The sequence below is a fragment of the Gracilinema caldarium DSM 7334 genome (genome assembly GCF_000219725.1).
GTDB classification, from domain to species: Bacteria; Spirochaetota; Spirochaetia; order Treponematales; family Breznakiellaceae; genus Gracilinema; species Gracilinema caldarium.
Map to the genome: position 1 here is coordinate 191,525 of NC_015732.1, position 13,717 is coordinate 205,241.

The 13,717-nt window shown below is 50.9% G+C and carries 13 protein-coding genes and 1 riboswitch; of the genes, 10 read left to right on the forward strand and 3 right to left on the reverse strand.

Annotated elements, in window-relative coordinates; translation table 11 throughout:
- Window positions 1–29: 29 nt before the first annotated feature.
- From ribH to trpA, 10 genes are all read left to right on the forward strand, one after another.
- Window positions 30–497: a 6,7-dimethyl-8-ribityllumazine synthase gene (gene ribH, locus SPICA_RS00830; protein ID WP_013967650.1), complete on the forward strand. Its 468-nt coding sequence runs from the start codon at window positions 30–32 to the stop codon at window positions 495–497.
- A 79-nt stretch (window positions 498–576) separates the two neighbouring features.
- Window positions 577–674: riboswitch (TPP riboswitch) on the forward strand.
- Between the two features lie 137 nt (window positions 675–811).
- The gene (gene thiD / locus SPICA_RS00835) at window positions 812–1,669 is read left to right on the forward strand and encodes a bifunctional hydroxymethylpyrimidine kinase/phosphomethylpyrimidine kinase (protein ID WP_013967651.1); all 858 of its coding nucleotides are present in this window, start codon (window positions 812–814) and stop codon (window positions 1,667–1,669) included.
- Window positions 1,666–2,490, forward strand: coding sequence for a hydroxyethylthiazole kinase (gene thiM / locus SPICA_RS00840; RefSeq protein ID WP_013967652.1), 825 nt, complete (start codon window positions 1,666–1,668; stop codon window positions 2,488–2,490). The genes thiD and thiM overlap by 4 nt, the downstream gene beginning before the upstream one ends.
- Window positions 2,477–3,112 (forward strand): thiamine phosphate synthase, encoded by a 636-nt coding sequence (gene thiE, locus SPICA_RS00845; protein ID WP_013967653.1) that lies wholly within the window; start codon window positions 2,477–2,479, stop codon window positions 3,110–3,112. Before thiM ends, thiE begins: the two co-directional genes overlap by 14 nt.
- Window positions 3,106–3,867: an HAD family hydrolase gene (locus tag SPICA_RS00850; protein ID WP_013967654.1), complete on the forward strand. Its 762-nt coding sequence runs from the start codon at window positions 3,106–3,108 to the stop codon at window positions 3,865–3,867. Before thiE ends, SPICA_RS00850 begins: the two co-directional genes overlap by 7 nt.
- 123 nt (window positions 3,868–3,990) lie before the next feature.
- Entirely contained in the window at window positions 3,991–5,406 is a 1,416-nt protein-coding gene (locus tag SPICA_RS00855; protein WP_013967655.1) for an anthranilate synthase component I, read from the forward strand.
- The gene (locus SPICA_RS00860) at window positions 5,403–7,025 is read left to right on the forward strand and encodes a bifunctional anthranilate synthase component II/anthranilate phosphoribosyltransferase (RefSeq protein ID WP_013967656.1); all 1,623 of its coding nucleotides are present in this window, start codon (window positions 5,403–5,405) and stop codon (window positions 7,023–7,025) included. Before SPICA_RS00855 ends, SPICA_RS00860 begins: the two co-directional genes overlap by 4 nt.
- Window positions 7,018–8,955, forward strand: coding sequence for a bifunctional indole-3-glycerol phosphate synthase/phosphoribosylanthranilate isomerase (trpF, locus tag SPICA_RS14575; RefSeq protein ID WP_013967657.1), 1,938 nt, complete (start codon window positions 7,018–7,020; stop codon window positions 8,953–8,955). The genes SPICA_RS00860 and trpF overlap by 8 nt, the downstream gene beginning before the upstream one ends.
- Window positions 8,955–10,247 (forward strand): tryptophan synthase subunit beta, encoded by a 1,293-nt coding sequence (gene trpB / locus SPICA_RS00870; protein WP_013967658.1) that lies wholly within the window; start codon window positions 8,955–8,957, stop codon window positions 10,245–10,247. Before trpF ends, trpB begins: the two co-directional genes overlap by 1 nt.
- A complete protein-coding gene (gene trpA / locus SPICA_RS00875) occupies window positions 10,247–11,059 on the forward strand; it encodes a tryptophan synthase subunit alpha (RefSeq protein WP_013967659.1) in 813 nt (270 codons plus the stop codon). The genes trpB and trpA overlap by 1 nt, the downstream gene beginning before the upstream one ends.
- A gap of 58 nt (window positions 11,060–11,117) precedes the next feature.
- On the opposite strand, the gene SPICA_RS00880 is transcribed toward trpA, so the two are convergent.
- The 3 genes from SPICA_RS00880 to SPICA_RS00890 form a co-directional block, all read right to left on the reverse strand.
- The gene (locus SPICA_RS00880; RefSeq protein WP_013967660.1) at window positions 11,118–13,067 is read right to left on the reverse strand and encodes a YgiQ family radical SAM protein; all 1,950 of its coding nucleotides are present in this window, start codon (window positions 13,065–13,067) and stop codon (window positions 11,118–11,120) included.
- A gap of 15 nt (window positions 13,068–13,082) precedes the next feature.
- On the reverse strand, window positions 13,083–13,307 hold the full coding sequence (locus SPICA_RS00885; protein ID WP_013967661.1) for a NifU family protein: 225 nt from the start codon (window positions 13,305–13,307) through the stop codon (window positions 13,083–13,085).
- 69 nt (window positions 13,308–13,376) lie between these two features.
- Window positions 13,377–13,667, reverse strand: a complete 291-nt coding sequence (locus tag SPICA_RS00890; RefSeq protein ID WP_237255882.1) for a SlyX family protein — start codon at window positions 13,665–13,667, stop codon at window positions 13,377–13,379.
- Window positions 13,668–13,717: the final 50 nt, after the last annotated feature.

Genomic DNA, 13,717 nt, shown 5'->3' on the forward strand with positions numbered 1-13,717 from the left:
TCATTAATCGATATGGATAGGAGTTTTTAATGAAAGTAATAGAAGGAAATCTCATTGCTCAAAAGATTCGAGTTGGAATTGTGGCGGGAAGATTTAATGAGTTCATTGTCTCAAAATTGCTCGAAGGAGCGCTTGATGGACTAAAACGACATGGTATAGACGACAAAGATATCATTGTGATCTGGGTTCCAGGTGCTTTTGAAATCCCCCTCATAGCAAAAAAACTGGCCGAAAAAAAAGAAATTGATGTGGTTATCTGTCTTGGGGCGGTAATCCGAGGATCAACACCACATTTTGACTATGTAGCTGCTGAAGTATCGAAAGGAATTGCTCAAGTCTCTTTATCTATGGGAAAACCTGTGATTTTTGGAGTTCTCACGACAGAGAACATAGAACAGGCTATTGAACGTGCAGGAATAAAGGCGGGAAATAAAGGTTATGATGCTGCTCTAAGTGCCATAGAGATGGTAAATCTTTTACATACATTATGCGAATAATTGAGCTAGTATCTTAGTTACTGGTATTTTTCGGCTTTACATAAAAGTCTGAATATGATAGTCTTATATCAGTTGTTTTTTGTTATTGCGGGGGAACCTCACGGTTGAGAAGGTTAAAACCTGACCCTTGGAACCTGTCAGTTAACACTGTCGTAGGGAAGCAATGCAAGTATTAAATAAGAACTGTTATTTAATGCAAGCGCTTTTCCGTCGACGGGGAGCGCTTGTTTTTTTTAAGCCTAGCTCTTCCCTGATGGAAAAGTTTGAATACGCCTCCGATCGGGTATCCCTCAATAACGAAACGAGGAGGGATTATGTACTCGATACAGATGGATGCCGCACGAAAAGAACGTATCAATAAGCAATATTTACGACAGGTACTCTCCATTGCGGGTAGCGATACAAGTGGAGGTGCAGGTGTGCAGGCTGATTTAAAAGCTATGAGCGCCTGTGGGGTCTTTGGCATGTCAGTTATTACAGCCCTCACCGCACAAAACACAAAGGGGGTTCATGCAATATACCCTATCCCAGCTGATTTTGTCGGTACGCAGATCGATGCGATATTCACAGATATAAGGGTGGATGCGGTAAAAATCGGAATGCTGGGTAATGCCGATGTGATGAAAGTGACAGGAGAGCGATTACGCAGGTATCATCCTGACTTGGTTGTGGTTGATCCTGTTTTACTAAGTAAACATGGATATCCTCTCATGGATGATACCGCAAGGGAAGTGTTTTTGTCCGAAATTGTTCCTTTAGCCTATCTGATTACTCCTAATCTTCCCGAAACAACGTTTCTCGCAGGATTTATACCGAAGACAATAGATGAATTAGAAAGGGCGGGAAAAAAGATTTTATCCCTTGGAGCGAAAGCTGTTCTTATAAAAGGGGGGCATCGGGAATCCGATGCTGACGATGTTTTAGTAACTACTCAAGGAGTATACATTTTTAAGGGAGAACGGCTTGCTAGCCAGCATACCCATGGTACCGGATGTACACTTTCAAGTGCTATAGCAGCATATTTAGCTCGAGGTTTAACGATTGTTAAAGCTATAGAATATGCCAAAAATTATGTCAGAGTTGGTATTGAACATGGTCTTAATATAGGCCATGGGATCGGTCCTATTCATCATTTTTATAATTTATATCAGGGAGAGGTGCCACAATTATGAACCAAACTCATTTTGAAACAATAAATATTGCGGGTGTTTTAGAGAACATCAGATCTTCTTCGCCACTTATTCACCATATTACCAACACGGTTACAATCAACGATTGTGCGAATATTACCCTTGCATTAGGTGGATCCCCGGTAATGGCTGATAGTCCGGAGGAAGCGGGTGAAATGGCTAGTTTTGCAGGTGCATTGGTAATCAACATGGGAACGTTACATCCCTCTGCCATTTCTTCTATGATAAAGGCTGGTACTCGAGCTCGGGAAATAGGCAAACCGGTTGTCTTTGATCCCGTTGGAGCAGGAGCAACCCAATTCAGACAAAGTACGGCAAAAGAAATTCTCAGGAATGTTCGACCGACAATCATTAAAGGTAATGCCGCTGAAATAAAATTTCTTGCGGGAGAGGTGTCCAATCAACGGGGGGTTGATTCCCTGGATAGTAATGCAGATCAAGCTGCATTAGCTTTGGCACGATCAAGTGGATCAATTGTAGCTGCTACCGGGGCCATAGATACGGTTACTGATGGTAAATTGTTGTATAAAATTAGTGGAGGTAGCCCAATGCTCAGCCGGATAACCGGCACTGGCTGTATGACATCCTCTCTGGTGGGCTGTTTCAGTAGTGTTATGGCATCTCCACTGTTCGCTGCTATCCTAGGCGTTTTAACTATGAAACTGGCAGGAGAAAAGGCTCAAATAGCTTTAAAACCAGGGCAGGGGTCTGGACAATTTCGCATTAATTTATTTGATGCGATTAGCCTTCTAACTCCTTCAGATTATGTTTGGGAAGAAAGGATCACCTATGTTACCCTTTGATGCAAGGTTGTGCCTAATAACCGATCGTTCTTTCTGTTCCAGCGATGATTTTTTTAGAATTCTGGAAATTTCCATTGATGCTGGAGTTACCTGGGTTCAGTTTCGGGAAAAGTCCGGGCCTAACGATCGAGATATATTTGAATTAGGGAAAAAGGTTCGTGCACTGACTGCCAGAAAGGGTGTTCCAATGATCGTAAATGATCGTCTAGATCTAGCTATGGCTCTGGAGGCAGATGGAATCCATCTGGGACAAGGGGATCTGCCTCTTGAGGTTGCAAAAAAACTATGGAGGCCGAATAAAATATATGGTTTATCGGTACAAACTTTGGAACATGCGGAAAGAGCCCGCCATGACGGTGCTGATTATCTGGGCCTTGGCTCTCTATTCCCAACAAGCAGCAAAAATGATGCCATTATGGTCCATCATCAGCAGATTGAACTCATCAAAATGATAGGAATACCCCTAATTGGTATCGGAGGAATAACTCCCGAACGGATAAAGGAAATACGCAACCTCAATCTTTCAGGAGTTGCGGTTATATCCGCAATATGGGGAGCACCAGATCCTTCCGCGGTTGTAAAACAATTTATTCAACAATGGAACAGTCTTATAACATGTTAGCTAGTAAAGCTGTGCTCTGGGATAAGGATGGAACTCTGTTGGATACTTTTGGGAGTTGGGTTGCTGTGGAGCGGAAATTAGCTAAGGCAATTGCGACGGAATTTGGATTTTCATACTTCATGGAGCAAGATTATATCCAGCGAGTGCTTGTTCGGTTAGGTGTTAAACCAGACGGGTCTGTTGCTAGTCATGGTCCATTGGCTTCGGGAACCAGCGAAGCCATTATTAATGAATTCTATATCGCCTTTTGTGAAATGGATTCTTTTATTTCTGTGAAAAAACAACGTTTTTTTGATTTAGCAAAGTCTAAACTCTCTGCAATTCTGGAACATGACCCAATTATTCCAATACCTGCACAGGGTTCTCAAGAGATTTTAAACTTTTTTAAAAAATTGGGTTTATACCAGGGACTCGCTACATCAGACTCTCTCGTAAACACAAAACGGGATATGGCAACGGTAGGATTTCTTGATTATTTTACGTTTATTGCCACATCCGATACCGTAGAAATGCCGAAACCTCATCCATATTCCGTATACGCCTTTGCCAACTCTTGTAACATTACTCCTGCTGAGATTTTGGTAATAGGGGATACCCCTGCCGATGAGGCAATGGCCATAGCTGCTGGCGCATCTTTTGTTGCAGTCCTTAGTGGAACTGGAACCGTCCAGGATTTTTCTCCAAAAACCCATATGATTCAAAACTTGTTTGAACTTTCATATTACCTAACAAATAGGGGTTTAGAAGAGCTTTAGTTTTCAAAATTAAATAAAAATAGCCACGCTTTTTTTATTTAATTTTATTGTTTCTATTGACAGAAACGTTTTTAACTGCTATATTCCATAGTGTTACTATATAAAGAAACATAGAGGAGTGTCATGGCAGACATACGGGATGATGGGGTAGTTGTTTCACTGCCCGGGGAGCGGTTCACCCCCTTTACGGCAGCCAAGAAGCTGGGTGCTGTCGCCATATTGGAATCGGCGTCTTTTAAAAAGGGAAGAGAACGTTATTCGATTATCCAGCTTGATGAAGCTTTCAGGATTCGTCAAAAGAACGACGGTGTGTACTGGGAGTTGAACGGTAAAGAAAGCCCCTGGCCTGATAGTTCGGTCCATGACATTCTGGATGTACTGTATGGTCTTGCATTACAGAACCGGAATACTGCCCCCGATCTTCCCGTCCCAGGAGCGGGTATTGGCTTTCTTGGGTACGATTTTGTCCGCCGCTGTGATACGGTGCGGCTTGCGATAAAGCCCGACTCCATCGGAATTCCCGAAGCTGAGTTTATTATAGGCCATCTGTACCTCGTTATCGATCACTATACGGATATCATGCATCTTGTGGGGCTTAATTATGCAGAGCATCATATTGATCTCGAAAAGCGGGTTGCAGAAATTAAGCGCCGTCTCGATGATCTGGATTTTACCTATCTGGAAAAGTCTGCTGATCCTGCACCCTTCGAAGTAGTAAGTGATGAAGTACTGGAAGAACAGATCTTTAAAGAGGGGGTACGCGCCATTCACGAACGGATTGTTGCAGGGGACCTTTTGCAGGCGGTCCTTTCCCGCCGTCTTACAGGGCACAGCAGCCTTTCTGCCCTGGAAGGGTACCGCCGGCTCCGTTCTACCAGTCCATCCCCGTATCTTTTTTATATTGATTTTGGCACCTATCAGCTCCTCGGGGCATCTCCGGAAAGTCTGGTTCGTCTGAGAAACGGGACAGCATCTATTCGGCCTATTGCGGGAACCCGCCGGCGGGGAAGGACCGCCGAAGAGGACCGGCAGTTAGAGCAGGAACTCTTGGAGGATCCTAAGGAACGGGCAGAGCATCTGATGCTCGTGGATCTTGCCCGGAATGACCTGGGAAGGGTGTGCAAGCCTGGTTCGGTTACGGTCAGCCGAAACATGGAAATTGAACACTTCAGTCATGTGATGCATATCGTTTCCGAGGTAGAGGGCATCCCCGATGAAGGCGTAACCGGTCCCCGGGTTTTGCGTGCCGCCTTTCCGGCAGGAACCGTAAGCGGTGCTCCCAAGCTTAAGGCCATAGAAATTGTGTCGTCCCTGGAACGGTTTGACCGGAGTTTTTACGCCGGTGCAGTGGGCTACTTTGATGTCCATGGCGGTTTTGATACCTGTATCACCATTCGATCTTCCCTGGTGAAAGATGGCCAGTGGCATCTGCAATCCGGGGCTGGGATTGTTTATGCATCCACACCGGACCGAGAGTGGGAAGAAACTAACGAAAAATTGGCCGCCCTGCGGACGGCCATATCAGGAGGAACGCGATGATTGTCATCATAGATAACTATGATTCATTTACCTATAACCTGTACCAGTATTTTGCCCGGCTGAGCAGTGAAGCAATCCGAGTCATCAGAAATGATGAGATATCCCTGGCCGAATTGGAAGCCCTGGAACCGAGTCACCTGGTTATTTCTCCTGGGCCGGGGCGTCCCGAAGATGCGGGTATTAGTGTGGATGCCATTCGGCATTTTGCAGGACGCCGTCCGATTCTTGGGGTTTGTCTGGGGCACCAGGCTATTGGTTATGCCTTTGGGTCCCCCATAGTGGGAGCCAAACATATCCGCCACGGGGAAGTGGAAGACATCAATCTGGATGGAAAGGGGCTATTCCGTACCATTGGACCGAAGGGAACCTTTACCCGTTACCACAGTCTGGTCGTAGCTGAAGATGGCCTGAGCCCCGAATTGGAAATAAGTGCCCGATCTAACGATGGGGATATCATGGGTCTGCGGCACCGTACTCTGCCGATCGAAGGCATTCAATTCCATCCGGAATCGGTGGCAAGTATTGATGGTGAGGCCCTGATCCGGGCCTTTTTGAATTACCGGCGGGAGCCCTTTGCCTTTAAGCGATCTTTTGAAAAAACCCTGAGGCGGGAGCATTTATCCCAGAGTGAAGCGGAAGCGTTCATGGAAGAACTCACCGAAGGTTCCCTCGATACCCCCCGTATTGCGGCAATGCTGACAGCCCTCTCAGCCAAAGGGCCCAGTGCAGAAGAGATCGCTGGTTGTGCTGCAGTGCTGCGCCGGAAAAAGACGCCCTTCCTGGTTCCAGGCGGAGCCCAATTCCCGGATCTTACCGATACCTGCGGTACCGGTGGTGATGGACTCGGAACCTTTAATATCAGTTCCATGGCCGCCCTGGTGGCCGCCAGCTGCGGACTGCCCATTGCAAAACACGGAAACCGGGCCGTATCAAGCCGGTCCGGCAGTGCGGATTTTTATGAGGCCCTCGGAATCCCCGTAACCATGAGCCCCGCCGAAGCCAGGACCATGCTTTCGGAAACCAATTTTGTGTTCCTCTTTGCGCCGGTGTACCATGGGGCCATGCGTTTTGCCGCTCCTGCCCGGAAAGCTCTCGGTATTAAGACCTTGATGAATCTGGTGGGGCCCCTCTCCAATCCGGCTGATGCGGCCTACCAGGTGATCGGTGTGTATGATGAGGCGCTCCTCGAGACCGTGGCCCGGGCGGCCCGCATTCTGGGGGTGCAGCGGGTGCTGACGGTGCATAGTCGGGATGGAATGGATGAAATATCCCCCTCGGCCCCCACGGATATAGTAGAAATGGATGCATCGGGTGCGATACACCGCTTTGTGTTTGATCCTGCGGCTTTAGGCCTCGGGACCTATGATTTTGCGGAACTTGCCGGAGCCGATGCCCGACATAATGCGGCCCTGGCTCTGGATCTTATTGCCGGTGCGGGCCGCCCGGCCCTCGAAGCGGCGGTAGCCTTTAATTCCGGGGCGGCCCTGTATGTGGCTGGCCGGGCTGGTTCTATTGCCGAGGGAGCGAAGCTGGCTGCCGATGCCCTGGCTTCCGGGGCCGTGGCGGAGAAGCTCGAAGCCCTGCGCTGTTTTGCCCAACAGAGGAAAGCCTGTGCCTGATATTCTGGATACCATTATCGAGCAGCGGAAACGGGACCTCTCAGAACTGGGCCCTACCTTCGGACTTGAATTGCCGAGGGCTCGTGAACGGCCGGTTGTCCCCTTTTTACAGAAACGGGGAGCCATTCTGGAAATTAAGCGGGCTTCCCCATCAAAGGGGGATATTGCACCCAACCTGGATGTACCCACCCTCTGTAGACAATATCAGGAAGCAGGAGCTAGTGCCGTATCGGTTCTGACGGAGCCCCACTTTTTTAAGGGTTCCCTGTTGGACCTTCTCACTGCAAGTCGAAGCGATGGTGTCTCAGGTGGCGGTGGTCCGGGACCACAGGAGGCTCTGCAGAGTCCTACCCATCATACAAAGCCGCTGGCCTTTTTACGGAAGGACTTTCTCCTCACTGAGGAAGAAGTTGAGGTAAGTTACCGTTGCGGTGCCGATGCGGTACTTCTCATCGCCCGTATTCTTGATGCTGACCGCCTCCTGGCTATGGCTGCCCGCTCTCATGATCTGGGCCTCTGTGCTCTGGTAGAGGTCCGTACTGAAGAAGATGTGGAGAAACTTGTGACAGTCAGCAGGCATTACCCGGTTTTAGCAGGGGTCAATGCCCGGGACCTGGCGACTTTTACCATTGACCCCCTGATTCCGGCGGCAATGATTAGACGATTGCCGGTACGGGCTGTATACGAGTCGGGGATACACAGCCCTGCCATGGCCCGCTATGCGGCAAAACTGGGTTACCAGGGCATCCTTGTGGGAGAAGGAGCGGCTAAAAACCCTGAACAAGCGGCGAAACTGGTTTCCGCTTTCATGCAGGCTGGACAAGATAGCAGGACCGCAGGTGGATCGGCAGGGGGGGGCCTCGCCGAGATGACAGAATCGCCTACGAAAGGGCCGACTAGCATAGGCCGCTTCTGGCGTGCCCTGGCGGAGCGGCGGGAAGCGAAGGGGGCCTCCGGTGTTCCGCAGTACTTTCTGAGCAGCGGCTCCCAGTTTGAAGCCGGCCCTCAGTTTAAAGCGAACACTCAGTTTAGACCCAGTGCCCAGTTTGGAGCTAGTTCCCAGTTTCCAGCCAGCCCCGGGTTGGGGGCCGGTCTCCCCCTCGTAAAAATCTGCGGACTCACTCGGACCGAGGATGCCCTGAAAGCCGCTGCGCTTGGGGCAGACTTGTTAGGTTTTGTGTTTGCAGAAAGCAAACGTACTGTCCAAACGCCGGTGGTCAGGGAAATCCGACAAGCCCTGCAAGGAATCCTTGCCGGAGATGTTCTGCACGCACGGTTGGCCGAATCGGTTCCGCCCGTTGGTACCAATGGTTCAAAGTTTAGAGGCAGTCAACCCCTCCTGGTAGGGGTGATCAACAGACTCGATAGTCCCCTCGCAGAAGCGGCGATTACCCTCTGCAGGGAAGGTATCCTGGATGCCATCCAATGGCATGGGGATCCTCTCATGGAAGATCCCCTGCTGGATGAACTGCCCCATTATCGGGTGGTACCGGTGGGATCCCCTGATGATATAGATCTGGTGCGGAGGCTCCTTGCAAGAGGTGTAGTCCGCATACTTCTAGATGCAAAGCTTGAAGGTCAAAGCGGCGGTACGGGCACCATGATTGGCGAGGAACTTCTAGATGAGCTTTGCAAAGAGATCCCAGAACTGGGAAGGAGCAGTCTCTGGCTTGCCGGAGGTCTCGGCCCTGATACGATAGGACCAGTCGTAGCACGCTATGGGCCTGAACTTATCGATGCATCGAGCCGGCTCGAAGCGGAGCCGGGCAAGAAGGATTGGAATAAACTGGAACTTTTTTTGAGAGAAATTGAAGTGGCTGGGATGCAATGGGGGACCTCCAAAAATCGTAGTTTTAAGAGGTTACCAAATGAGAAAAGTTCTCACATACATTTGCCACAGGTGCCTCAACAAGAGATAGGAGTAGATTGATGAAAAGCGAAGCTGGTTACTTTGGACCCTATGGGGGGCGCTATGTACCTGAGGTGCTCCTGCGGGCCATTCAAGAAATAGAAACGACCTTTTATGAGGCCATGAAGGATGAGGCTTTTATCCGGGAACTGGAACGGCTGCGGTACGAGTTTATTGGGAGGCCGACGCCGCTTCTCTATGCGGAACATACCAGTAAACTGCTTGGCGGGGCAGATCTGTTTATCAAAATGGAAGGGCTGGCCCACACCGGCGCCCATAAGATTAATAATGCCATAGGGCAGGTTTTGCTGGCCAAGCGGATGGGTAAAAAACGGATTATTGCCGAAACCGGTGCGGGCCAGCACGGCCTTGCAACGGCGGCGGCCTGCGCCAAACTGGGACTCCCCTGCACCGTCTACATGGGCTCAGTCGATGTGGACCGTCAACAGCCCAATGTGGCCACCATGGAACTCTTCGGTGCCCAGGTGGTGCCGGTAGAAAGCGGTTCCCAAACCCTGAAGGATGCGATAAATGAGGCTTTCCGGGACTGGGCTGCCTCATTTGAGGATACCTTTTATGTTATTGGCAGTGCCCTGGGCCCCGCCCCCTACCCGGATATGGTGCGAACCTTTCAGTCCGTTGTTGGCCGGGAAGTACAGCAGCAGCTTGCCGAATTTGGCCGTACCCCCGATGCCCTGGTGGCCTGTGTGGGCGGCGGTTCCAATGCGATCGGCTTTTTTGAGCCCTATCTGGACCAGGAGGTGCCCCGGCTTATCGGTGTAGAAGCGGGGGGGCGGGGCCCCGAACCGGGAAACCATGCGGCCCGAATGACCGGTGAAGGTGCCCGTACTGGTATTGTACATGGTTACAAGAGCCGCTTCCTGCTCACCGAAGACGGCCAGGTGGGCCAGACCCACTCCATATCAGCGGGATTGGACTACCCCGGGATCGGGCCCCAGCTGGCGGCCCTGGGCCGCTCGGGCCGTCTGGAATTCCGCCGGGCTACAGACCAGGAATCCTTGGAAGCTCTGCAGTTCTTTGCTCGGAATGAAGGTGTCATCTTTGCTCTGGAAAGCGCCCATGCCGGAGCGGCGGCCATCAACCTGACCCGTTCCCTTCCGAAGGGCAAGACGGTGGTGGTAAATATGTCCGGCCGGGGCGACAAGGACCTTTTTATCACCGCCCCGCTCCTGCGGCCCCGGGAATGGGAAGCCTTTTTACAGCGGGAACTGGAAGCTCTGGAAGTTCAGCGGGCGGCTGGTATTGCTCAGGCTGGCAGCGGCCAATCTGACAATGGACAGGGAGGCAAGTAATGCAACCGATTACTCTTATGGCCCATCTGGTGGCCAATTATCCAGACCCTTCGGGCTGTCTTGCAGCAGCCGAAGCCCTGGTAGAGGCTGGTACGAGGTATCTTGAGGTGCAGATTCCCTTCAGTGATCCCAGTGCGGATGGGCGAAGCATTATGAATGCCTGTGCGGCAACGCTGGAGGCGGGTTTTTCGGTCGCCGATGCGTTCCACCTGGTTCAGGAGCTTAAGGGGCGCTATCCTCAGATTCCTCTTTTTGTTATGGCCTATGCTAACCTTGTGGTAAGTCCCGGTGTGGATGCCTTTGTGCACCGGCTGCATCAGGCCGGAGTATCCGGGCTCATTGTGCCGGACCTTCCCTTTGATAGGGATGAGGGGCTTGCGGCAGCCTGTGCCGCCTATACTGAGCCGGTCATTTCTGCGATCCCTGTGGCTGCCCCCTCTATGAGCCGGGAGCGGCTCATCAATATGGTATCCCTGGGTCGTCCCTATCTATATGCGGCACTCCGTACGGGGATTACCGGTCAGGCAACGGAAATTGCAGACAGTACGAAGGAATTCCTTGCCCTCTGCGGGAGTGGCGGTTCAAAGGTGTTAGGGGGCTTTGGAATTCGCAGTCATGCCCAGGCTTTGCAGGTAGCAGACCATGTGCATGCTGTGGTGGCCGGTTCTGTCTTTGTGGATGCCATCTCCAAGGCGGTGGAAGCCCATGGTGTGGTGCGGAATGGCAGTTTCCGGGGCTCAAGCCGGGTCCGTGATGAGGCAATACGGAACCTGGTGCGGGAACAGGTCCTGGAAATTATTCAGGGAGCATAGAGGTCCCCATAATTGTTGTGAAAACATTGTAACCCCATAGGGGTTCTGCTGTTTACTGTTATGACGAGGGCGTGCGGCGAGACTTGTGTTTGAGCTCCGGTCGGTTTCCTCCTCCTGACCGGGGCTCGCTTTTTTTGTGTGGTGCCTCTGGCTTTTGATGTGCCGAGCTTGCAGTACCCGGTATCAGACAGTTCGGTCTGTTTCCGATTAAATCTTCCCTTCCTGCCTGTATCAAAGCTTCACGAACCAGGGGCCAGTTTTCCGGTTTATCGAATTGAAGCAGAGCTCTTTGTAGTTTTCGTTCCCGTTCGCCTCGGCTTACCGTGATTGGTCCCATGGTGCGGGGGTCTAGGCCTGTGTAATACATGGCTGTCGAAAGAGTCCCCGGGGTTGGGTAAAAATCCTGCACCTGGTCAGGGATAAAGCCCGTTTTTTTGAGATATTCGGCCAGTTCTATGGCCTCATTGAGACCGGAGCCCGGGTGGCTCGCGATGAAATAGGGTATGAGATATTGTTTTAAACCCAGCTTCCGGTTAATCGCTTCAAATTTTTTTCTAAATTGTTCATAGACCCGGTTGCCGCTTTTTCCCATGATATTGAGTACCGTATCTGATACATGCTCCGGGGCTACCTTGAGCTGGCCTGAAACATGATAAGCGCAGAGTTCTTCGAGAAAAGCTTCGCCAAAGTTGTGGTCCAGCAGAAGGTAATCGAAACGGATGCCCGATCGGATAAATACCTTTTTAATGCCGGGTAAAGCCCTCAGTTTTCGAAGTACCTCCAGGTATTCCCGGTGATCCGCTCTAAGGGTAGAGCAGGCTTCCGGAGAAAGGCATTCTTTTGTTGTGCAGGCGCCGCCTTTAGCCTGTTTGGGACAGGGGGGCCTGAAAAAGTTTGCTGTTGGGCCTCCTACATCGTGAATATAGCCCTTAAACTCTGGCAGTTCTCGAAGCAGCGCTGCTTCCCGGAGAAGGCTTTTCTGACTGCGGCCTCGAACTACCCGGCCCTGATGAAAGGTGATGGCGCAGAAGGAACAACTGCCGTAACAGCCCCGGCTCGAAACGAGGGAAAAGGCTACTTCGGTCAGGGCCGGGATGCCTCCAGCCTGCTGGTAGACCGGATGGGACTGACGGGTGTAGGGAAGCTCATAGATATGGTCTAGTTCTTCTGTAGTGGGAGGAAGAGGCGGTGGATTTTGGATAACCCAGCGGGTGTCGGTTTTTTCGATGAGTATCTTTCCCGAAATGGGGTCCGCATGTTCTTTCTGGAGCATGAAATGCCAGGCATAGGCACGCTTGCCCGTCTCATCGGGACGGGCCACCGTTTCGAAGTCAGGGAGCCGAACAGTACAATGAGGATCGAGCAGTGGTTCTCCATAGTTAAAAACGCAGGTCCCCCGTACATCGGTAATGGTATGAATTGGCTCCCCTGCGGCAAGACGCCGGGCTATTTCAGTGATTGGTTTTTCTCCCATGCCATAGACCAGGAGATCCGCCTTGGAATCGAGGAGTATGGAGCGGCGAACCTTATCGGTCCAGTAGTCGTAATGGACAAGCCGGCGGAGGCTGGCTTCTATACCTCCGATGATGACAGGGACTCCCTTGCAAACACTGCGGATACCCTCCACGTACTTGAGGGTAGCCCGGTCAGGCCGGTATCCCGCTTTGCCGCCCGGTGAGTAAGCATCTTCTGACCGCTTGCGGCGGTTGGCTGTATAGTGGGCCACCATGGAATCCATGTTGCCTGCTCCAACGAGGAATGCGAGCCGGGGTACTCCCAAAGCAAGATAGCTTTGAGGATTCGTCCAGTCCGGCTGGGCTATGATGCCCACCCGATAGCCCTCAGCTTCGAGCACTCTGCCGATAACGGCAGCAGCAAAGGATGGATGGTCCACATAAGCATCCCCCGAGATAAAGACAAAATCGAGGCTGTCCCAGCCCCGTTCTGCCAGATCTTCCTGAGATATGGGTAAAAACTGTGTTCTTAAGGGGTTATAGGTATGGGACACTACAGACAGAGGCGCTTATACACCGATAACAGAGCTAACTTCAGGAACAACCTTTTTTAGGTATTTTTCAATCCCCATTCGCAGGGTCATCTGGGACATAGGGCAGGAACCGCAGGCACCAGTAAGTTTAAGAGAGACCACCCCGTCTTCGCTTACGGAAACAAATTCCACATCACCCCCATCGGCCTGGAGTGAGGGGCGTACATCTTCTAGGGCTGTTTTTATTCGTTCTTCGAGCATACATCCTCCATAATGAGAACCTTAGTATAACTATAAGCTATTAGTCCTGCAAGGGATCTGAGGATGAGCTTAATAATGAGGCGGTTTGCGGTTGGGGATTTCTTCCAGTTCCTTAGTAAGAAGGAGTATTTTATCTTTAAGCACCCGGTGTTCCTGTTGTAATTTCTCCGCGAGCCTGTTTTGTTCTACCACAACCGCCTGCAGCCGCTCAACAAAGTCCTCGATGTAGGCGAGCTTAATCTCTAGCCGGTCCAGCCGTTCATCAACCTGCATGATGATTTCTTCCTTAAGATGGGATGATAGCCTATGAGTATAGAGTAGGTCTATAAGCGAATATTGTCCGACTTTTTGTCGCACCATTGAAGGTGAATGTATGAAATCGTATACTTGTTGCAAGATACTTTTTCTGG